Raw genomic sequence first — 20,626 nt, 5'->3', positions numbered from 1 at the left:
GTTTTCGGGAGGGCGGACGTGAGCACCTCGCTGCTCTACCTGATCAAGAGAACCGAGCTGGCGGTGCGCGCCCGCCTGGAGGAACTGCTCAAGCCGGCCGGGATCACGGCGTTGCAGTACACCGCCCTCACCGTGCTGCAGCGGCGCGACGGAATCTCCGCCGCACAGCTCGCGCGCGACTCCTTCGTCACCGCCCAGTCCATGGCCGACATGGTCCGCGCCCTGGAGCGCCGCGGCCTGATCCGCCGTGAGCCCAACCCCGGCAATCGCCGCGAACTCCTGATCCTGCTCGCCGACCCGGGGCGGCACCTGCTCGCCGAGTACGCGGAACCGGCCCGCGCACTGGAGGAGCGCATGGTCGCGAACCTGAGCGCCGAGGACGTCGGCGTGCTCCGTGAGGCGCTCGTCGAGGCATGGCGGGCCCTGTCCTAGCCGGCGGGACTGTCCTGGTCGGGGGCACGGCGACTCCCCCACGCCTCCCACGCCCCCACGCCCCCGCGGGCCTGCGCGCCGAACACGCGGGCCACGGCGGCGCCCGTCACCTGACCGCGTACATGCGGATGATCACGGCACTGTCGCCGTCCGGGCGGGCGAGGCCGACGAAGACCGTCTCCGCGAGCCAGCGGTGCGCGGCGGCGTCCGTGCGGAACACCGGCGAGGTCCGGTAGTAGTGGCCGGCCTCGCAGACCTGCAGATCCCCGTCGAACTGGTCCGGAGCGCCGGCCTTCGGACGGTAGTAGCCGCGGTTGACGATGTCGATCACGGCACCGTCGTCCGCCTGGAGCAGATAGCGGGCCTCCAGCTCGCACACCTCCCCCCGCGTGCTGCTCCAGTCGCCACCGCCGGGCAGGACCTTCCCTCGCAGCCGGGGGCCTTCCACCCTGCCCCCGGTGATGGGGGTGAAGTCGGTGACCTCTCCGTCACCGTTGCCGATGTGCAGCGTCTCGGCCACCTCGGCACGGATTTCGAACACGAAGTCGAGGGCGGGAGTGAAGGACATGGCGGTTCTCCGCTTCTGAGAAGGGGGCGTCTTGCGGGAAGGGGAGCGTCGCGCCCGTACGGCCCTGACCGCCGGCTGGTCACGTCGCGCTCTTGACGCGTTGGCTCACCAGGTGCAAGCGTGACATGCAACAGCGTTATATGACAGTCATTTACGACGGCTCGTCGATGTTTCTCCCCTCCCCCACGTGTCGAGCGTCCGTCTTCTGTCACTCCTCTCCCCTTCCTCTCTCACTCCTCTCGGCAAGGAGCATCAGCCATGGCTGCGAAGAAAACGGTGCTGACGGTGCTCACCGGCCTGGGGCTGCTGGCCGCCACGGCCTGCAGCGGCTCGTCGAACGAAGACGGCGGCGGCACCGCCCCCGAGCGCCTGACCACCACCACAGCTCCGGGTACTTCCGAGGTCGACCACGTGACCTGGGCGCTGCCCTACGGCGAGCCGACGACGCTGGACCCGGCGAAGGTGGGCGACTACTCGCCGCAGACGGTCGAGGCGAACCTCTGCGACACGCTGACGCGCGTGAACGCCGACTTCTCCCTGAGCCCCGGTCTCGCCGAGAAGGTGACCTGGAGCAACGACACCACCCTGGTGCTCGACCTCCGCCCCGGTGTGCGGTTCTGGGACGGCTCGCCCATGACGCCGGAGGACGTGGTGTACAGCCTGGAGCGTCAGGGCGATCCCGCGACACAGGCCCTGTACGGGAACTTCCTGGCCGCCGTCACCTCCATCAGAGCCACCGGCGCGCACCAGGTGACTCTGCGGACCAGGAGATACGACCAGACGCTCCCCAAAGCCCTGTCCACGTCGTTCGGCGCGATCGGCAAGAAGGCGTACGCCGAGAAGGCCGGCTCCGCCTACGGAACGGCCAAGGGCGGCCTGATGTGCACCGGACCCTTCAAGCTGGGCTCCTGGAAATCCGGCAGCGGCATCACCCTGGAGCGCAACGACTCGTACTGGGACACTCAGCTCGAGCCGAAGGCGAAGCAGGTCGAGTTCAAGTTCATCACCGACAACAACACCCTGACCAGCGCCCTGCTGTCCGGCGAGGTGGACGGCACCTACGAGCTGCCGCCCAGCAGCGCCACCGCCCTCGCCAGGGCCGACAACGGCGCCGTGCACCTCGGCCCTTCCACCCAGAACGTCCTGCTGATCCCCGCGAACGCCGACTCACCCGCGGCCGACCGCAAGCTGCTGGACGCGCTGTCCCTGGTCATCGACCGCGACGCGCTGATCAAAAACGTCTTCGGCGGTGACGGCACCCCGCTGAAGTCACTCGTCCCGCCGTTCACCTGGCACGGGGACAAGGCCGCCGCCCAGTTCGATGCCGCCTACAAGGCACTGCCCGCCGCGACACGGCCGGACCCGGAGAAGGCGAAGAAGCTGGTGGCGGAGGCCGGCCCCGTCGCGCATCCGCTGGTGACCGCCATCCCCGCCGGTGACCAGCGTTCGCTCCAGGCACTGACCTTCATCCAGGCCGCGGCCAAGAAGATCGGCGTCAGGATCGAGATCAAGCAGCTCCAGCCCACCGAGATGTCCTCGCTCTTCTACGACCCCTCGGTCCGCAAGGGGCTCGACCTGACGCTGACCTTCGGATACGTCTCCATGCCGGACCCCTCGTCCTACGTGGCCGAGATGGTCGACCCCCGCGGCATCTTCAACTGGGCGCACTACAGCAACCCCGAGGCCACCCGGCTGCTCGACCAGGCCCGCACCGCCTCCGACCCGGCGGCCTCGGCCAAGGCGTACAACGAGGCCCAGGCTCTGTTCACGCCCACCGTCCCGGCCGTCTACCTGGCCACCACCTATGAGCGGATGTACATGAACAAGCGCGTCAGCGGCGCGCCGACCTCCTTCGCCTACATGAGCATGCCGTGGGCCGCCCGTCTCGGCGGCACCGGCAAGTGACCGCCCTTTCCTCACCTCTGGAGACGACGATGACCGACACCGCGGGCGACAAGCCGCTGTGGGACCACTCGGCGGCCGAACTGGCCGCCGGAATCCGCGCGAAGGACTTCTCGCCGACCGAGGCCGCCCAGGCGTTCCTCACCCGCGTCGAGGAGACCAACCCGGCGCTCAACGCCTTGGTGGACGTCCGGCCCGAGGAGGTGCTCGCCCAGGCCGCCGACGCCGACGCGGCGGTCGCCGCCGGCGGCGACCTTCCCCCGCTGCTGGGTGTTCCGGTGTCCATCAAGATCAACACCGCGCAGCGCGGCTACGCCAGCTCGCACGGCGTGGCCGCCTGGGCCGGCGCCGTCGCCACGGGCGATGCCGTGTGCGTCGCCGCCCTGCGCAAGGCCGGCGCGACCCTGCTCGGCCGCAGCAACAGCCCGGCCTTCGCCGTGCGCTGGTTCACCTCCAACGACCTGCACGGCAGGACGCTCAACCCGTGGCACCCCGGCCACACCCCGGGCGGCTCCTCCGGAGGGGCCGCCGCGGCGGTCGCCGCCGGCATGACCCCGATCGCCCAGGGAAACGACATCGGCGGTTCCGTCCGCTTCCCCGCCTACTGCTGCGGTGCCGTCGGCCTGCGCCCCACCGTGGGGCTGATCTCCGGCGTGGAACCGCGCGGCTCGGTGGAGTTCGACAGCCCCCTGTCGTTCCAGACCATGGCGGTCCACGGCCCGCTCGGCTGGACCGTCGACGACGTCCGGCGCGGACTGCACGCCATGGTGACACCCGACCTCAACGACCCCGTCGGACTTCCGGTGCGCCCGCCCCTGGGCGAGCCCCACCGGGTCAAGGTCGCCGTCGTCCGCGACGCCGGCGTCGTCAAGCCGCACCCCGCCGTGAACGCGGCCGTGGACGACGCGGCCCGCTGGCTGGCCGAAGCCGGCCACGAGGTGGAGGAGGTGGAGATTCCCCCGCTCGGCGAGGCCGCGCGGCTGTGGTCGCTCCTGCTCTACCAGGAGCTGCGCACGATGACGGCCGAGATCGACCTGTTCGGTGACGACGCGGTCCGTGACTCGCTGGCGTCCTCCTTCCGGGCCGCCGCGGAGATCTGGGGCGAGCAGCCCACCCTCACCGACTACATCCGGGGCTACGCCCGCCGCGGCACCCTGATCGGCCGGCTCCAGCAGTTCCTGGGCCAGGACACGATCGTTCTGACGCCGGTGGCCGCCGAGCCGCCGTTCGAACAGGACGCCGACCTCGCCGGCGACGCCCGGATGGGCGAACTGCTGGCCGCGCAGTGGCCGATGCAGGCGGTCCCGGTACTCGGTTTCCCCGCCGTGTCCGTGCCCACCGGACTGCGCGAGGGCCTGCCCTGCGGCGTCCAGCTGATCGGCGGACGCTTCCAGGAAGACCTGCTGCTCCACGTGGCCACGGCCATCGAGGCCAGGGCGCCGCGCACCCGGCCGGCCCTCTCCTGGGCGCAGACCGGCTGACCATCCGCCGCACAGCCCACCGACGGCGTGCCCCGGCGTCTCACCGACCGCCGGGGCACGCCGTTTCCCTGTTCCCTTCACGCTCACCCTGGACACCGGGCCGCTCGCAGCCGGGGAGCTCTGGACCGGTCAGGCGGGAGGCCTCTGAGCGGCACGGAATGCCGACTCCTCGGACGATCTCAAAGCGAAAGGACGTCTGTCCGGCTGGTCGCCGGGACAGACGTCCTTCTCAGTGGGCCGTTCGTGGGCCGCGCCGAGCGTCAGACGGTGCCCTTGGCCGCCCTTCTCCGCGGCTTCCACCCCGGTTTCGGGATGGAAGCGATGAGACGCTGGGTGTAGGGGTGCCGAGGGTCGTCCAGGACGGTGGCGACGGGTCCGTGCTCCACCACTCTTCCCGCCTGCATCACGAGGACGTCGTCGCTGATGTGCCGGATGGCGCCGAGGTCGTGCGTGATGAACAGCAGCGCCGTTCCGGTCTCGGCACGGATGCGGCTGAGCAGGGTCAGGATCTGTGCCTGGATGGACACGTCCAGGGCGGCGATGGCCTCGTCGAGGATCAGGACGCGCGGTTCGGCGGCCAGAGCGCGGGCGATGGCGACGCGCTGGCGCTGCCCGCCGGAGAGCGCCTTCGGAAGGGAGCGTGCCTGGCGGTCGTCCAGGCCGACCATGTCGAGCAGTTCGGCCACCTGGGCGCGGAGTCTGTCCGAGGGAAGGCGATGGTGCAGCGCGACCGCTTCGGCGACGGCGTCACCGACGCGCTGGCGCCGGTCGAGGGACGAGTAGGGGTCCTGGAAGACCATCTGGATCTGCCGGCCCTGCGCGCGGCGCTCGCGTGACCGCGGCCGGCCCTGCCGGCGTTCCTCGCCCGCGACGACGATGTGCCCCCGGCTCGGCGTCTCGAGTCCGGCGATCATGCGGGCGGTGGTCGTCTTGCCCGACCCCGACTCGCCGACGATCGCCAGGGACCCTCGCTCCTGAAGCGAGAACGTCACCTCGTCCACCGCGACGAAATCATCGAACTCCTTGCGCAGACCGCGCACTTCAAGCATGACTGCCGGCCTCCTCGGGAGTGGACGTGTGCGGGAAGTGGCAGGCCGCTGTGCCGTCACCGGCGGAACCCGGGTCCGGGCGGTCGCTGCGACACAGGTCCTGGACGTGCGGACATCGGTCGCTGAAGGCGCATCCGCCCGGGACTTCGAATCCGGACAGTGGCCTGCCGGGGATCGAGCGGAGTTCCGCGCCGGTGTCCCGGATCGAGGGACGGGAGGCGAGCAGGGCGCGGGTGTAGGGGTGGGCGGCCCGCCCGCGCAAGTGGGCGGCGGGGAGTTCCTCCACGGTCGTGCCCGCGTACATCACCGCGACCCGGTCGCAGACGGCGGCGGCGAGTTCCAGGTCGTGGGTGATGAACAGCAGGGCGAGCCCACGGGCTTCGCGGGCCTCTCCGATGATGGCCATCACCTCCTCCTGCGTGGTCACGTCGAGGGCGGTGGACGGTTCGTCGGCGAGGAGCAGGCGTGGCTCGGCCGCCAGCGCGGCGGCGATCATGACGCGTTGGAGCAGGCCGCCCGACAACTCGTGGGGCCGTTGGCGCATGCGCCGTTCGGCGTCGGCGATACCGACCTCCCGCAGGATGCCCGTGACCTTCCTGACCGCCTCGGCGGCCGGGACACCGCGTGCGGTGGTGAGTCCTTCGATGAGGAAGTCGCCGATGCCGCGTGCGGGGTTGATGTGGGCGCGGGGGTCCTGAAACACCATGGCCACCTCGCTCGCGCGGAACGTGCGCAGGCGCGAGGGCTTCATCAGCGGGACGGACTCTCCCCCGAACCGGATGTCTCCCCGGATTCGGGCGCCTTGGGGCAGCAGGCCGAGAACGGAACGGGCCGTCAGGGACTTGCCGGACCCGGACTCCCCCACCAGGGCGACGGCCGCTGACTCGGGGATGCTGACGTCGGCGCGGTGGACGACGGTGCGCAGCTCCCCGTCGAGCGGCAGGTCGATGCCGAGCGCGCTGATCTGGAGCAGGGGCGTTGGGTTCATGCGTTCTCTCCGAGCAGACGTCGGGACAGTCCCGTCCCCAGCAGGTTGAACGCGACGACCACGATGAGGATGGCTATGCCCGCGTACAGGGACTGCTGTGGCTGGCCGGCGAGGATGGAGGGGGCTCCGTTGGACACCATCAGTCCCCATTCCGGATCCGGGGGGCGGCTGCCGAGTCCGAGGAAGGAGATGGCGGCGACGTCGAGGAGCGCGTAGCCGAAACCGATGGTGGCCTGGACGAGGACGAGAGGCAGAAGGTTCGGCAGCAGGTGCCGCAGCCAGATCCGAGCGGTGGGTGCGCCGAGGAGCTGCAGCGCGAAGACGTAGGGCAGGCTGCGTTCCTTGATCGCTGCGGAGCGTACGACGCGGGTGATCAGGGGCAGGTAGGCGATCGACAGGGCGACGATCGGTGCGGTGAGTCCGGCGCCGAAGACCGCGGCGACGAGGACGGCCATGATGAGCCCCGGGAAGCCGAAGACGATGTCGAGGGCGCCCGAGACCAGCCGGTCCGGCCAACCTCCGAACCACGCTGCCGTCAGGGCGAGGAGGGTGCCCAGCGTGGTGGACACGGCGATGACCACGGCGGGAGCGGCGAGGCTGGCGCGGGTTCCGGCGATCAGCCGGGAGAGAAGGTCGCGTCCGGTGTCGTCGGTTCCCAGGAGGTGGGCGGCGGACGGTCCGGCGTGGACGTGCATGGGGTCGACGGCGGTCGGGTCGTGCGGGGCGAGCAGCGGACCGAACACGGCCAGCAGGACGAAGAGGGCGACGACACATGCCGCACTGAGCGTCAGGTGGTCGCGTGGGCGTCCGCTCCGCTGCTTGGGCGCGGTGCGGGTGAACAGGGCGGTGGTCATCGAGCCCCCTTCTGTGTGGCCCGGGGGTCGAGGGCGGCGCTGATCAGGTCGACGGTGGTGTTGATGACCACGAACACGATCACGAAGATCAGCGACACGGCCTGTACGACGGCCATGTCCTGCTTGGAGGCAGCCTCGATCATGAGTGCTCCGAGCCCTCCGGTGCCGAATGCCTGTTCGGCGATGGCGGCGGTGGCGATGATGCCGGCGATGCCGACGCCGGAGACGGCGAAGACGGGACCGGAGGCGTTGTGCAGCACGTGCCGGCGGATCACCGTGCGCTCGGGTACGCCGCGGCTGCGGGCGGTCTCCACGTGCTCCGAGCGCATCTCCGCGCGCACGGCGGTACGGGTCACCTGGGCGACGTATCCGATCCAGGTCATCGCCAGTGCGACGGCCGGCAGCGTCAGGTGCGTCAGCGTGCCGGTGACCCCCTCGCCGGAGCCGTAGACGGGGAACCACGGGAGTTGGACGGCGAACAGCCAGATGAGCAGGACCGCCATGACGAAGGTCGGTACCGCCATCGCTCCGGCCGTCAGGGTGGTGGCGAGTGTTTCCGTGCGGCCGCCGCGCAGTGCGGCGACGGTGCCGATGACAGAGCCGACGGCGAGGACGAGGACGGAGGCGTAGGCGACGAGTGCGATGGTGTCTCCTGCGCGGGCGCCGATGAGGTCGGCGACGGAGTCGCGGTAGACGAGGGACTTCCCGAAGTCGCCCCGCAGGCAGTTGCTGAGCCAGTGCCAGTAGCCCTGGATGAAGGGGTCGTCCAGGTGGTACTCGCGGTGGATGTGCGCCAGCACGGCCGGGTCGGGGTTGCGGCTGCCTCCGACGAGCAGCGTGGCGGGATCCCCCGGGGTGAGGAACAACGCGCCGTAGATGGCCACGCTGGAGGCGAGCACGGTCACGACGAGCATGCACAGCCGGGTGGCGACGAAGCGCGGGTTCATCTCGGACCACGTCCTTCGCCGCGTCGTGCTTCGGCCGGGTGGTGGTGCGCTGCTGTGCCGATGTCCGGTGGTGTGCTGGGGAGTTGGCGCAGAGGGGGCATGAGCCCTCCAGGGGCAGGGGCTATTCGCCGCTCTCGGGCAGGACGGTCAGACACAGGCGGGAGGGGTGGGTGGCACCGGTCCGCAGCTTCTGCAGGCTCGCCTTGGGAGCGGTCGTCAGCCACGGGCTCTCCAGGGAGCCGGAGTTGGGCAGGTGGTTCGGGAAGTCGCTGCCGGCGATCATCAGCGCGAGACGGTGTCCCGGGCGCACCCGGTAGCCGGTGTGTCCGAGGGCGATCTCCATCTCTCCGGGTGCGTCGGCCTGGATGCAGCCCCGCACGATCAGGCGCGCCGCGCCGTCCGGTGCCAGGTCGAGGAGACGGACGAAGATGTCGAACGTGGGCGCGGTGCTCTCGACGTGCAGCACCGCGTGCACGGGCCCGGCGAGGTCGAGCGGACGGCTGGAGGCGGGAGCCGTGAACACCAGGACGTCGTCGCGGTCGAGGGTGGGGCGTTCGTCGGCGTGGTCACGCAGTTGCAGGAAGGTGTCCGCCGCGGCGGACGGCACGAGGTCGTCCGGGTCGTAACGCCACTGCCCCGATTCCGCTGCGTCGGCCGGGCGCGGGGCGAGGGTTCCGCCGGGGACCGTCCCGCCGGCGGCGCCCGGCTCCGCCAAGTACAGCCGGATCGCCGTGGCTTCCGGGAGCGGCCAGGTGGCGGCGGTCCGCCAGCCCACGTGACCCAGCTTCCAGCGCACCCGCGGCAGTGAGCCGGGCGGGGCGGCGTCCTTCAGGAAGACGTCGAAGAACTCGATCGCGGGGCCTGTGTAGGAGTCCAGCATGCGTTCGAGGGCGGCGTCGTCGGCCATGTGATCGGTGGCGGGGGTCGCCGGGGCGTCCTCCAGGAGGTAGTTCTCGTGGTCGATCGTGTCGGCGATCAGGTATTGCACGGCCGCCCAGCCGGGGCGCTCGGCCAGCTCCGTGTAGTCCCGCATGTGGGCGATGCCGAGGTTGTCGAACCAGCCCACACAGTGCAGTACCGGCACGGGACGCGCGTCGTAGGGGTGCGGCCCGTTGTAGGGGTCGAGGGGGATACCGCCGACGATGAGGCCGAAGCCCGGCGAGCGCTTTCCGATCGCGTCGAACGCCTCCTCGTAGGCGGCGACGACCGGGCGCCTGGTGAGATCGACGTCGAACTCGTAGATGTCGTTGTCCGTCCACACCTTCGCCTGGTACGTGGTTCCCTCCAGCCACACCGGCTGCCGCCCGGACCCGGCGTCATAGGCGGCGATGCCGGGGGCGTTCGTGGTGCACGTGACCCGCGGGACGATGGCGCGCAGGGCGGGGTGCTGACTGGAGACCGCGGACCATTGGGTGAACCCGTAGTAGGAGTCGCCGAACATCCCGACGATCCCGTCGGACCAAGGCTGGCGGGTGATCCACTCGAGGGTGTCGTAGCCGTCGTCGACTTCGCCGGTCCAACCCAGCGTCCGGCCCTCCGAACGGAACTTGCCGCGAACGTCCTGGACCACCACGACGTAGCCGCGCGTGGTGAACCGTGCCGCGATCTTCTCGAAGAAGGTGTACCGGCTGTTCTTGTCGTAGGGCAGGCGGGCCAGGACGGTCGGCGCCGGCTCCCGCCGGCCGGCGCCGTACACGTCGGTGGCCAGCCGCACTCCGTCTCGCATCCGCACCATGTGCTGCCGTGCGTGTCGGGGGACCGGTTCCGGGGTGACGCGGTGAACGGCAAGGCTCATGAGGCCCTCCACAGAGGCAAACCTTTGGAAAACAACGTGATATAACAGCGTTGCATCTAGGTGTGTTCAACGTCAACCCCCCTCTGAGCTAGGTTGCTGCCATGCCGATCGACGTCGACGAAGTCCAGCGCCGCAAGGCAATCGCCGAGGCGACCCTCGCTGTCGCCGCCCGGGACGGTGCGCGCGCCGTCACCATCCGCGCCGTCGCCAAGGAACTCGGCGGCTCCACGGCGATGGTCACGAACTACGTGCCCACCCGAACAGCCCTGATCACCAACGCCGTCCGCGCCGCCGAGTCCCGGTGGCGCACCGACCTGGAGGCGCACCTGGGCGACCTGCTCGGCACGGATCGGCTGCGCGCGCTGGTGGAATGGCACCTCAGCACGGAACCCGAGGACCTGCTGCTCCGCACGCTCTGGGTCGAGATGCTCTCGTCGGCCCACGTCGACCCGGGCGGCGTCGATCGCCAGGAACCACGGGAAGCGCGCCAGGAGTTCCTCGACGCGTCCGTCGCCGCGGGGGTCCCCGACGCCGGCCTCGCCGCCGACGTTCTGTCCCTGCTGACCCGCGGCTACTACGTCTCCACCATGGAGGAGCCGGACCACTGGACCCCGGAGCGGGCCGGCCGTGTCGCCAGAACGATTGTGGATGCCCTCATGGGCACCTGAACAAGCAACGCCCGTGGCGCAATTGAGGTGTTACGACACCGACGCCCCGCCCGGAAACACCGTTGGCCTCCACCACCCACAACCGGGGTGATGAAGGCCAACGTCACACGAAGGGCCCGGCATCAGCCAACAAAGTCTGATGCCGGGCCCTCGTTCCAGTAGCGGGGACAGGATTTGAACCTGCGACCTCTGGGTTATGAGCCCAGCGAGCTACCGAGCTGCTCCACCCCGCGTCGGTGACACCACTGTACACGGTGTCTCTCGCGGGGCGGAAACGCGTTCGTCTTCGTCAGCCGCGCACGATGTTCTCGGCCTGGGGGCCCTTCTGTCCCTGGGTGACGTCGAAGGTGACCGTCTCTCCCTCGACGAGCTCCCGGTAGCCGTTGCCGGTGATGTTGGAGTAGTGGGCGAAGACGTCCGGTCCGCCGCCGTCCTGGGCGATGAATCCGAAGCCCTTTTCGGCGTTGAACCACTTCACGGTGCCGCTGGCCATACTGCTTGTCCTTGTCCTTCGTTGTCGCCGGGAGGTCCCGGCTGCTCTGCGGATGGGGCCGTCCATGGCTGGAAGGCACCCGGCGTCCGTTCTACCCCGTGGACGCGCGGGTTATCCGACTTTTCCTCCGACCGCAGCGTGCCGTCGATCCATCGGCGGATACGGGTGGCTTCCGGGGGCGGACCGCTCAGTGGGTGGTGGCGGGGATCTGCTGCGTGATGCAGTGGACGCCGCCTCCGCCCCAGGCCAGCGTGGTCGCGGGGACACCCACCACCGTCTTGGCCGGGAACAGCGACTGGATCACCGCGAGCGCCGGATTGTCGCAGGACGGGATGTTCGCGGTGGGCACCACGACCCCGGTGGCCGTCGGATAGTAGTTCGTGTAACTGAAGGTGATCACCCGGTCGGCGCCCACCGTGAACTTCGGCAAGAAGGGCATCTCCGTCAGCTGGAACCGCCGCCCACGGGCGTCAGTGGCCGCTTGGAGGACCCGCTTGTTGCGCAGGAGCCGCGGGTAGTTGGCGTCGTTGGTGTCCGACGGCAGGTTGATCAGCAGTGAGGCCGGGCCGGCGTAGGCCGCGACGAGGTCGACGTGGCCGTCGGTGATGGTGTCGCCGTACATGCCGTACGGCAGCCAGATCATCTTGCGGGCGCCGTAGGCGTCGAGCAGGGCGGCCTCGATCTGCGCCTTGGTCAGGTTCGGGTTGCGGTTGGGGTTGAGCAGGCACTCCTCGGTGCCGATGATCGTGCCCTCGCCGTCCTGGAGCAGGGATCCGCCCTCGAAGACCAGGTCGACCGGGAGCCGGGGCACGCCGAGGTGGTCGCACACGCCGACCGGGAGCAGGTCGTCCTTGTCGTGCGGGAATTTGTTGCCCCAGCCGTTGAAGGCGAAGTCGAGGCCGAGCAGTTGGGAGCCGGTGGAATCGACGCCGAAGACCGGGCCGTTGTCGCGGGGCCAGCAGTCGTTGATCGGGTACTCGATGACGGTGATGCCGGGGCCGACCTTGGAACGGACGAAGTCGCCCGCCCCCGTGTTGGCCACCATGGTCACCGGTTCGAACCGGGCGACGGCGCGGGCGACGGCCGCGACCTCGTCCTGGACCGCCGGGAGCTTGTCCCCCCAGTTGTCGGTGGCATCCCACGGGAAGGCCATGAGGCATCCGGCGTGCGGCGCCCATTCGCCCGGGACCGTGTACGTCGTCCCGTTGTACGTCGCCGCCCCGGCGCGGCCGGCTCCGGCCGTGAGGCCGGCCCCCGCCGCGGCGGCTACGGCGGCGGAGCTGCTCAGGAAGCGGCGCCGGGACATTGCAGAAACGTTCATGAGGAACCTTTCCGGTGTGGTTGAGGGGGGTGGCGACTGTGGTGAGGGGTGTCAGGCGCGTCCGGCTACGGCGTCGGGGCGGACGGGGACGGTGACGGATCGGCCGGGAGCGGGGCGGCGGACGTGTCCTCCGTGCCCGCGATCCGGTCCTGTGGCCGGCGGACGAGCAGGTAGAGCACGCCGGAGCCGAGCACGACCGCGACGCCGAGCGGCGCGGCCCAGATCTGGTACCAGGGCGCCCCGGGCGGTGCGAGCAGGGCGCGGGGCCAGCAGACGTTGACCACCTCGAAGCCGGCCCAGAGCGCGGCGAGGACGTTGAGACCCGTCCCCCACCGGCCCAGCCGGATCGCCCCGGACGGCAGCCACGTCCCGCGCAGCCGGGCGACGAGCGCGGCGGCGGACACCAGGAAAAACGGCACGAAGGTGGCTGCCGTACCGAAGGAGATCAGCGATCCGATGGCCGTGGCATTCAGACCGAGCAGCAGCGCGGAGGCGGAGACCAGCGTGGAGGCGACCAGGCCCCCGATCGGCGCGGCTCGCCCGTTGACCTTGCGGACGTGTGCGGAGAAGGGGAACACGCCGTCCCGGGCCAGCGAGTACAGTCCCCGGGCGGCGCCGCCCTGCGAGGCCATCGCACAGGCCAGGAAGCTGACCAGCACGATCGCCACGAACGGCTTGTCCGACCAGGAGCCGAACGAGGTGACGACGGCCGTCGTCACCGGGTCGACGTCCTTGCCCGCCACGGCCGCCGCCGGGTTCGGGTAGGAGATGGCGACGGCCACGGCGTTGAGCACGACCACCGCGCCCACCGAGAGCAGCGCCCACCACATCGCCCGGGGCACCTGGCGGGCCGCGTCCTTGGTCTCCTCGGCCGTCGACACACAGGCGTCGAAGCCGATGAACGCCCAGCCGGCCACCGCGACGACCGCCATGAACGCCATGGGCAGCGAGCCGCCCGACAGCTGCTCGGCGCCGAAGGTGCTGGTGAACATCGAGAACGAGTGCTTGCGGAAGAACAGCAGCAAGGACAGGCCGACGAGGACGGAGGCGATCGCCTCACCCGCGATGCCGGCCGACACGAACCAGCGCAGTATGCCGATGCCATAGGCGTTGACCAGGGAAGAGACCAGCACGATCGCCATCGCCACCGCGACCAGGGCCCCCGGAGACGGTACGGCGCCGAAGAGGGCGAAGACCCACGGCGCGGCCAGGTAGGCGACGGTGGTGTTGCCGAACATCACGGCGAACTGCCACACCCAGCCGCCCAGCCAGCCGAACCGCGGGCCGATGAGCCGCCGGCCCCACTGGTACGGCCCGCCGGCCAGCGGCCACTGGGAGGTGAGTTCGGAGTAGACGTTGACGACCAGGCACTGTCCGGCGAGGACGACCGGGAGCGCCCAGACCCAGGCGGGCCCGGCGATCATCGTCGCGATCATCGAGACGGCGTAGAGGGCGACGACCGGGGACACCACCGCGAACCCCATCGAGATGTTGCCCAGGATGTCCAGGCTGCGGCGGAGTTCTTGCCGGTAGCCGAGCGCTTCCAGGCGCACGGCGTCGCTGTCGTCGGGGGGCAGGGGCTGGGGCATGGGCGTTCCTCGCCTTGTCGCACGAGCTAAAACTAACTTTGTTAGGCGGCGAACGTAGAGGCGCGACCGGCGTTTGGGAAGACCTTCCGGGTGAGTAACCTTGCGGAGTTGCCGAGATCGTGAGGGGGCGGGTCGTGGGCCGGCCACATCAGGCGGTTCTGAGCCGGACCGCCATCGCGCGCGCCGCGCTGGGTTTCATCGACGACCACGGCTATGAGGCGCTCACCATGCGCGCCCTCGCTGACCGGCTGGGTGTGCGCGGCGCCTCGCTCTACCACCATGTCCGGTCCAAGGACGACATCCTGGACGCGGTCGGGGAGCTGCTCGACGCCGAGATCGACGTCAGCCCGCTGCGGGACCGGCCCTGGCAGGAGGGCATCGCCGCCTATGCCCGGGGCTACCGCCGGGTCTTCCTGAGGCACCCCAACGCCATCTCGCTCGTCGCCCGCCGGGGGGTGCGCGGCACCGACGCGCTGCGCGAGTACGACACCCTGCTGAGCACTCTGGTCCGGGCCGGCTGTGAGCCGGCGCAGGCCCTCGAAGTCGGTGCGGCCATCGACTTCCTGGTGCTCGGATCGGCGCTGGAGACCTACACGGCGGGCTTCACCCGGCCGCCGGAGGAATACCGGCCCGGCTACCCGGCACTCGCCGACTCCCTCGAGGCCGCGACCCGGGCGGACCCGGACCCGTCGGCCCTCGACGACCGCGGCTTCGAACGGGGCCTCGCCCTGCTCCTGACCGGCCTGGCCCACGGCCTGTCGTCCGACTGAGGACGAACGCGATGTCCGGCAGCGCGGTCGGCTTCGCCCCATGGTCGGCTCGGGGTGTCCATCATGCCGCCGCGTTCCTGGCCGCCCGACCTGTCATCTCCGCGCCGGCGCCTCCTCTCCGGTCGCCCGGGCCGGCCTATCGCATGAGGACGTCGCGGATGGAGAGGCCGTAGTGGACGCGGAGCCGGTGCAGTTCCCACCAGCCGACGGCGGTGACCGACACGGGGGCGCCCAGCACCAGGAGGGCGCGCAACGGACCGGGCACACCCGCGTAGGCGCCCGTGAACAGGTCGATGAGCGTCATTTCCCACACCACGGCCATCGCCAGCACCGGCGGGACGGTTTCGTGGATGTCAGCCGTACGGAAGACGTGCACCAGGGCCAGCCCGATGCCCCAGACGATGAAGGGAAGGACCCAGACGAGGGTGAGCAGAATCCCGGCCCAAGTGAGCGCGGTCATCGCCGGGTTGGTCGCGAAGCGTCCCTCCACGAACCCGGTGAGGACGGACGCGGGGAACACCGCCACGGCCGCCACAATCGCGACGATTGCTCCGAGGCTCCTGGCGGCCCGGCGCAGCAGTTCGCCCCGGGCGGCCGGTGCGGCGACGGCGAGCAGGACGCCCACGACGACGGGGAAGGTGACCGACAGGACCAGCACACTGATCCAGGACTGGTTGAAGCGGTCACTGGCCACGTCTCCCACCGACTGGGCGAGTCTGTAGGACAGCGACACCCACACCACGGCTCCGAGACCGACCGCGGTGCGGATTCTCTGCATGCGGGCGACGGCGGCGTCTTCGACGATGCCCGGACGGGACGGCTTGAAGACTCTGCGCGCGGTGTGGATGGGACCGATCCGCCGCCGCAGCCGTTGGAACGGGCCGGGCCGGGGCGTGGGGACCGGAAAGCCGGGGTGGGGCGCATGGGGATGCGGGAAGTGCGGCGGATGACCGCCGTTGGCCGGGGGCGGCGGATACGGACCGGGCGGACAGGGAGAGCCTGATGGCGGCTGCCCGCCTGGGTTCCAGTTGCTCACGAGTGTCTCCCCCGAGGTGGGCAGGTACAGCGGAACGCGTTCAGCATAGGGGCCCCGGGAACTCGTGGTAGCCCCTCGGCTGCACGTCCACATGTACCGGCCTTGCGCGAGTGCGGCGCACGGAGCCTGGCCGGCGACGGGCGGTGGCGCACTCCGGGACGCGACTGCCGCTACGCCCACAGCTCACTGCTGTCGCACACCCGCGCGCCCATGTTCCGCTCCATCATGCGCAGCGCGGCGTCGGCGAGGTCGGTGTGGATGTGGGCCACCACGTCGCGGGGCACCACGACCTGGAAACCGCGGATGTGGGCGTCCAGTGCGGAGTAGAGGACGCATTGCTCCGTCACCTGTCCGCACAGCACCAGTTCCTCGAAGCCCTGTTCCCGCAGCAGGTACTCCAGCGGAGTCTCGAAGAAGGCGGAGTGGCGGGCCTTGACCACGAAAAGGGAGGAGTCGTCGGGACGCAGTGGCCGCACCAGGCCGGCGTGCGGGCCGGAGAGGGCTTCTTCGAGGAGTTCGCCGTGATGGGAGCGCCACTCGCCGAAGTTGTCGTTGACGTAGATCACGGTGATGCCGCGGCGCCGCGCCCGGTCCAGCAGGTCGGTCAGCACGGGCACCACCGACTCGACCGAGGGAATCAGCAGCTCGGCGTCGGCGTGGTCATAAGTGTTGATCATGTCGATGACGATCAGTGCGGTCTTGCCCATGGCGGCAAGGTTCCCATCGCTCGGCATTCGAGGCCCGCAACCGGGCCGCTGGTCCAGGAACAGCAGCTCTACGGGGGGCGCCCGCAGTGCCGGCGCCCCCACCTGGTTGGATGAGGGGCAGGACTGCGCCGTCCCGATCGGATGCTCGGCGCAAGGTCAGCCCACGTCGACCACGGGGCGCGTTGCACGACAGCACGGGACCGTTCCGCACCTGCCCGCACTCAGGGCCACCCAGGCCCAGGTCCCGAGAGACTCATGAGTACCGACACCACACCCCGCCCGGCTGCCCTGCGCATGCTCGCCGGACGCGCTCCCGCCCACGCTGGACACCGTCACGCCCTGCACGCCACGACGTCCGTCATCTCCGTGCTTCTGCTGCTGGCCGCCATAGGCGCTGTCCTGCACGAGCCGCTGCTCATCCCGCCCCTCGCAGCCAGCGCCGCCCTCGTGCACAGCACCCCTCAGCTGCCCCTGGCGCAGCCTCGCAGTGTGATCGGCGGCCACCTGCTGTCCGCGATCGGCGGCTATCTGGTACTGGCCGCCTTCGGGAGCTCGACGTGGGCTGCCGCACTGGCGGGCGGCCTCGCTCTGGGCACCATGATGATCACCAGGACGCCTCACTCCCCGGCGGCGGCCACCGCCGTCATCGTCGTCCTCCAGTCACCCGCCCCGCTCGGCTTCCTCGCCCTTCTGCTCGCCGCGACTCTGCTTCTGGTCAGTGGCGGGATCATCGCCGGGCTGCCCAAGCACGCACCTCGCTACCCCGTCTACTGGTGGTGACGAGCGGACGCGATCGGCGGAAGCCGGGTGAGAGGGGGGTGTTTCGCCGATACCCCCAGCCGGCCTTCTTCAGTGGACCGATGCGCCACGCCCCTGTCTCGTCCGTGCGATGTCCGGGCGAGACAGGGGCGTGGCGGGTGGGGTGGGGTGGGGGGAAGCGACGCGTCACGCGCCGGCGGTGGCGCCCTTGTCGGCGAGGGTCCGCAGTTCCGCGAGGTCCTCCCGGTCGATGTCGAGTGACGACGCCCGGGTGAGCAGCGCGTCGATCTCCTCGGCCCGGCCCCGCCCGGCGAGGAAGCGCGCATAGGGCACGAACGCCTCCTCGTCCTCGTACTCGATCGCGTCCCGGTAACGCCGGTCTGCCTGCCCCGGCTGACCCAGCTCCTCGTACAGCAGAGCCAGGTTCAAGCAGGCGTTGGTTTCCTCGTCCTCTTCGAGGGCGGCCACATAGTGGGGCACGGCCTCCTCGAGGGCGCCGGTGTCGGTCAGATGGATGGCGTAGGCGAAGTGCGCGCCGGGCAGGTCCTCCTCCAGTGCCTCCCGCAGGTGCCGGCCGGCCGCTTCCATGTCGTCCGTGTCGTTCTCGGCCTCGCCGAGCGCGACCAGGACGGAGCGGTGTCCGGCCTCCAGGGCCCGCCGCAGCCAGCCGACGGCCTCCTCGGGCTTGTCCTGGTCGAGCAGGAGCCGGCCGAGGTTGCCGGCCGCCATGGTGTCCCCCTGGTCGACGGCCCGGCGCAGCAGATCGGCGGCCTCGTCCAGCCGCTCCCCGCCGTCGCGCAGGAAGGCGCCGTAGTCGTTGAGGGCGTTCGGGTGGTTCTCGGCGAGCGCCCGTCGGTAGTACTCCTCGGCGCGCGGGCGGTCCTCGATCTCGTCCGCCAGAATCCCCGCGATCCACAGGGTCACGTCGCGGCCGTGGCGGTCCGCCTCCTGAAGGGCCGACACCGCTTCCTCGGGCCGGTCGAGCTGGATCAGCAGATCGGCCAGGGCCTCGTAGGCTCCGGCGTTGCCCGCGGCCGCGGCGGCGGACATCGACTCCAGCGCGGCGTCGGTGTCCCCCCAGTCCTCCACCAGATCCAGGATGGTGTCCGCGACCTCGTCGTCCGGGCCGGTCCACGCCTCCAGATAGAGGGACAGGGCGGCGGCGTGGTTGCCCGCCGACAGCTGTCGCTCCGCCTGGATCTCGATGTTGTCCTCCGGCATGAAGTTGTCCTCTCGTACTGCCGCATGGGCCCGTGTCCGCGCGTGGCACCGGGGCGTGCGCCAGCATGGCACACGCCCCGGGGACATGAACGGTCAGAGCCGTTCCGCGTCAGCTCTTGCGCTTGTTCGGGTTCTTGAACTTCTTACGTCCGCCGTGGCGATCGCCCCGGTCGTGCTTGTCGCTCGTGTTCTTGGACTTGCCCGTGCGGTGACCCTTCCGGTTCTCCTGCGTCTTGTGCGTCTCGTCCTTCTTGCGGTGCGCGAAGGCGACCCTCAGCTTGTGCACCGCCGCGCTCGTGCCGTACCAGAAGGCGTAACCCGCGAGGGCGACCACGAAGGCCACGCCCAGGATGATCAGCACCTCGCTCAGGCCGAGGCCCGCCGCCGCGACGACGAAGGCGCCGGCCATGCGGCCGTCCAGGTCGTAGCAGTTGACCGGGTCGCCGTAGCAGTAGTCGTAGGCGTTGGCGCTACCGCCGAAGACCGGGTCGACCGACAGGAAGCGGCCCGTGGCCGAGTCGTACACGCGGGCACCCATGAGGGTGAGGCCGGTGATCGTCTCGTCCGAGCGCTCCTTGCCGCCGAGCCAGCCGTAGCGGGTCTCGGGCTGCCCGGCGCGCGGGTTGCCGAACTCGTCGGAGTCCAGCACCGTCGGCGCCACCGACGTGTCGGCCGGCAGCTGCAGGGCGATGTCGCCGTGCAGATTGGCCAGCTGCAGGACCGTGCCGCCGGTCTTGCCGGTGGTGGCGGCGAGGCTCCCGTCGAGCCGCGGCTGCGCGCCGGTGGTCTCCAGCGTGACCTGGTCCTTGATCGTCGCGGTGCGGTCGGTGGGACGGCCGGTGTCGTAGCTCTTGACCGTGTGCTCCCGCGCCATGAGCTGGCTGCCCGCGGCGGCGAGGGTGGTGGACCCGCTGGTCAGATCGGCCGCGAGGGTGATCCGGTGCAGCGGGCCGTAGGAGTCCGGCTCCTGCGTTCCCGTGCTGTTGAACACGGCGGTCGTGGACAGCAGCTGGGCGCGCTCGGCGGAGGACAGCGCGTTGATGCCGCGGTCCGTGAGTTCGGTCTGCTGCGCGGTGCTCGCGCCGAGGGCGAGTTCACGGTTGGCGGCGGTCAGGGTACGGACGGTGTTGCCGAAGGTGTCGTACTCGGTGACCGTGACGTGCTTGCCGGGCGTGGCCTCGTTGACCTCGCGGGCGGAGGCGTCCAGGTAGTGGATGCCGGCCCGCGTGTAGTCGGTGGCGGCCAGAGCGGCGCCGTCGTTGCCGGCGGGCACCTGGTCGGCGGGGAACACAGCGGTCGCGTCGGTCGGCAGGTCGGTCTGGCCCCAGGAGGAGGTCGCCGTCGCACCCAGGGACATTAACGATCTTGCCCGGAGGGGGGAACGCACATAAGGGAAGCGCAGGATCTTTACGTGCTCAATACAAGGGTGGTTTTACCCAAGCTTGGAGCATCCCGGCAGGTCGCCCGCAGAAAAGCCGGTGCCGTCGGCTTGTTCGCGGTGTATGTCATGAGCTGCTGGGCGCTGATCGCGCCATTGCCCGCTCCCCGCGTAGGCACCAGTGGCTGCTGTGATTGTCTGTCAGTCCGAGCTCAGACCGAAGGAGTCATCCATGCCCAGCGTCCCTGTTCCCTTCCAGGTGTACGAGGCGGGAACCTACCTGCACGGTACGAAGGCGGACCTGGTTCCGGGGGACTTGCTGGTCCCTGGTTACGCGTCCAACTACGAAGAAGGGCGCACGGCCCGCCACGTCTACATGTCCGAGACCCTGGATGCCGCCGTGTGGGGCGCCGAGCTCGCAACCGGGGACGGACCGGGGCGCATCTACGTAGTGGAGCCGACCGGTGAACTGGAGGACGACCCCAACGTCACCGACAAGAGGTTCCCGGGCAACCCCACCCGCTCCTATCGCACCAGCGAGCCTGTGCGCGTGGTGTCGGAGCTCACGGACTGGGTCGGACACTCCCCCGAGCAGATCGAGGCCATGGTGGACGGGCTGGCCGAACTTCGTCGCCGTGGTATCGCCACGATCCTGGACTGACCTCGTA

General features: G+C 70.4%; 19 protein-coding genes, 1 tRNA gene and 1 pseudogene. 7 read left to right on the top strand and 14 right to left on the bottom strand.

Going from position 1 to position 20,626, the window contains the following annotated elements; all coding sequences use genetic code 11:
• Positions 1–18: 18 nt before the first annotated feature.
• Positions 19–432: a MarR family winged helix-turn-helix transcriptional regulator gene (locus AC0B9F_RS17495; protein WP_472003483.1), complete on the top strand. Its 414-nt coding sequence runs from the start codon at positions 19–21 to the stop codon at positions 430–432.
• Between the two features lie 106 nt (positions 433–538).
• On the opposite strand, the gene AC0B9F_RS17490 is transcribed toward AC0B9F_RS17495, so the two are convergent.
• On the bottom strand, positions 539–1,000 hold the full coding sequence (locus tag AC0B9F_RS17490) for a DUF3237 domain-containing protein (protein ID WP_472003481.1): 462 nt from the start codon (positions 998–1,000) through the stop codon (positions 539–541).
• 258 nt (positions 1,001–1,258) lie between these two features.
• Between AC0B9F_RS17490 and AC0B9F_RS17485 the strand changes: the two genes are divergently transcribed.
• Positions 1,259–2,905 (top strand): ABC transporter substrate-binding protein, encoded by a 1,647-nt coding sequence (locus tag AC0B9F_RS17485; protein WP_472003480.1) that lies wholly within the window; start codon positions 1,259–1,261, stop codon positions 2,903–2,905.
• A gap of 29 nt (positions 2,906–2,934) precedes the next feature.
• On the top strand, positions 2,935–4,383 hold the full coding sequence (locus AC0B9F_RS17480) for an amidase (protein WP_472003478.1): 1,449 nt from the start codon (positions 2,935–2,937) through the stop codon (positions 4,381–4,383).
• A gap of 260 nt (positions 4,384–4,643) precedes the next feature.
• Here AC0B9F_RS17480 and AC0B9F_RS17475 read toward each other — a convergent pair whose 3' ends face one another.
• The 5 genes from AC0B9F_RS17475 to AC0B9F_RS17455 all read right to left on the bottom strand — a co-directional run bounded on the left by AC0B9F_RS17475 (position 4,644) and on the right by AC0B9F_RS17455 (position 10,016).
• Positions 4,644–5,432: an ABC transporter ATP-binding protein gene (locus AC0B9F_RS17475; RefSeq protein WP_472003476.1), complete on the bottom strand. Its 789-nt coding sequence runs from the start codon at positions 5,430–5,432 to the stop codon at positions 4,644–4,646.
• Complete coding sequence (locus tag AC0B9F_RS17470; protein ID WP_472003473.1) at positions 5,425–6,420, bottom strand: ABC transporter ATP-binding protein; 996 nt, start codon at positions 6,418–6,420, stop codon at positions 5,425–5,427. The genes AC0B9F_RS17475 and AC0B9F_RS17470 overlap by 8 nt, the downstream gene beginning before the upstream one ends.
• Positions 6,417–7,274, bottom strand: coding sequence for an ABC transporter permease (locus tag AC0B9F_RS17465; RefSeq protein ID WP_472003471.1), 858 nt, complete (start codon positions 7,272–7,274; stop codon positions 6,417–6,419). The genes AC0B9F_RS17470 and AC0B9F_RS17465 overlap by 4 nt, the downstream gene beginning before the upstream one ends.
• Complete coding sequence (locus AC0B9F_RS17460) at positions 7,271–8,221, bottom strand: ABC transporter permease (RefSeq protein WP_472003468.1); 951 nt, start codon at positions 8,219–8,221, stop codon at positions 7,271–7,273. Before AC0B9F_RS17460 ends, AC0B9F_RS17465 begins: the two co-directional genes overlap by 4 nt.
• A gap of 121 nt (positions 8,222–8,342) precedes the next feature.
• Positions 8,343–10,016, bottom strand: coding sequence for a CocE/NonD family hydrolase (locus tag AC0B9F_RS17455; RefSeq protein ID WP_472003466.1), 1,674 nt, complete (start codon positions 10,014–10,016; stop codon positions 8,343–8,345).
• Between the two features lie 101 nt (positions 10,017–10,117).
• Between AC0B9F_RS17455 and AC0B9F_RS17450 the strand changes: the two genes are divergently transcribed.
• Positions 10,118–10,684: a TetR/AcrR family transcriptional regulator gene (locus AC0B9F_RS17450; RefSeq protein ID WP_472003465.1), complete on the top strand. Its 567-nt coding sequence runs from the start codon at positions 10,118–10,120 to the stop codon at positions 10,682–10,684.
• Between the two features lie 159 nt (positions 10,685–10,843).
• Here the strand turns inward: AC0B9F_RS17450 and AC0B9F_RS17445 are convergent.
• The 4 genes from AC0B9F_RS17445 to AC0B9F_RS17430 form a co-directional block, all read right to left on the bottom strand.
• Positions 10,844–10,917, bottom strand: a tRNA-Met gene (locus AC0B9F_RS17445).
• Positions 10,918–10,973: 56 nt separating this feature from the next.
• On the bottom strand, positions 10,974–11,177 hold the full coding sequence (locus AC0B9F_RS17440; protein WP_269656763.1) for a cold-shock protein: 204 nt from the start codon (positions 11,175–11,177) through the stop codon (positions 10,974–10,976).
• Positions 11,178–11,364: 187 nt separating this feature from the next.
• Positions 11,365–12,498 (bottom strand): agmatine deiminase family protein, encoded by a 1,134-nt coding sequence (locus AC0B9F_RS17435; RefSeq protein WP_472003463.1) that lies wholly within the window; start codon positions 12,496–12,498, stop codon positions 11,365–11,367.
• Between the two features lie 65 nt (positions 12,499–12,563).
• Positions 12,564–14,087, bottom strand: a complete 1,524-nt coding sequence (locus tag AC0B9F_RS17430) for an APC family permease (RefSeq protein ID WP_472003461.1) — start codon at positions 14,085–14,087, stop codon at positions 12,564–12,566.
• 134 nt (positions 14,088–14,221) lie between these two features.
• Here AC0B9F_RS17430 and AC0B9F_RS17425 point away from each other — a divergent pair, with 134 nt between their 5' ends.
• Positions 14,222–14,857 carry a TetR/AcrR family transcriptional regulator C-terminal domain-containing protein gene (locus AC0B9F_RS17425; RefSeq protein ID WP_472003459.1) on the top strand — a complete coding sequence of 212 codons (636 nt, stop codon included), beginning with the start codon at positions 14,222–14,224 and terminating at the stop codon, positions 14,855–14,857.
• Between the two features lie 136 nt (positions 14,858–14,993).
• On the opposite strand, the gene AC0B9F_RS17420 is transcribed toward AC0B9F_RS17425, so the two are convergent.
• Both AC0B9F_RS17420 and AC0B9F_RS17415 read right to left on the bottom strand, forming a co-directional pair.
• Complete coding sequence (locus AC0B9F_RS17420) at positions 14,994–15,635, bottom strand: hypothetical protein (protein ID WP_472003458.1); 642 nt, start codon at positions 15,633–15,635, stop codon at positions 14,994–14,996.
• Between the two features lie 428 nt (positions 15,636–16,063).
• A complete protein-coding gene (locus AC0B9F_RS17415) occupies positions 16,064–16,600 on the bottom strand; it encodes a cysteine hydrolase family protein (RefSeq protein WP_472003457.1) in 537 nt (178 codons plus the stop codon).
• 255 nt (positions 16,601–16,855) lie between these two features.
• Here AC0B9F_RS17415 and AC0B9F_RS17410 point away from each other — a divergent pair, with 255 nt between their 5' ends.
• The gene (locus AC0B9F_RS17410) at positions 16,856–17,380 is read left to right on the top strand and encodes an HPP family protein (RefSeq protein ID WP_472003455.1); all 525 of its coding nucleotides are present in this window, start codon (positions 16,856–16,858) and stop codon (positions 17,378–17,380) included.
• 165 nt (positions 17,381–17,545) lie between these two features.
• Here AC0B9F_RS17410 and AC0B9F_RS17405 read toward each other — a convergent pair whose 3' ends face one another.
• On the bottom strand, positions 17,546–18,580 hold the full coding sequence (locus AC0B9F_RS17405) for a tetratricopeptide repeat protein (protein WP_472003453.1): 1,035 nt from the start codon (positions 18,578–18,580) through the stop codon (positions 17,546–17,548).
• Positions 18,581–18,989: 409 nt separating this feature from the next.
• Positions 18,990–19,340, bottom strand: a pseudogene (locus tag AC0B9F_RS17400) (RHS repeat-associated core domain-containing protein); the annotation flags it as partial.
• A gap of 850 nt (positions 19,341–20,190) precedes the next feature.
• Here AC0B9F_RS17400 and arr point away from each other — a divergent pair.
• A complete protein-coding gene (gene arr / locus AC0B9F_RS17395; RefSeq protein ID WP_472003451.1) occupies positions 20,191–20,619 on the top strand; it encodes an NAD(+)--rifampin ADP-ribosyltransferase in 429 nt (142 codons plus the stop codon).
• Positions 20,620–20,626 lie beyond the last annotated feature (7 nt).

This window comes from Streptomyces sp. NPDC097129, assembly GCF_055668065.1.
Note: the sequence above shows the minus strand (reverse complement) of the source record. Positions and strands in the feature narration are given on the sequence as shown.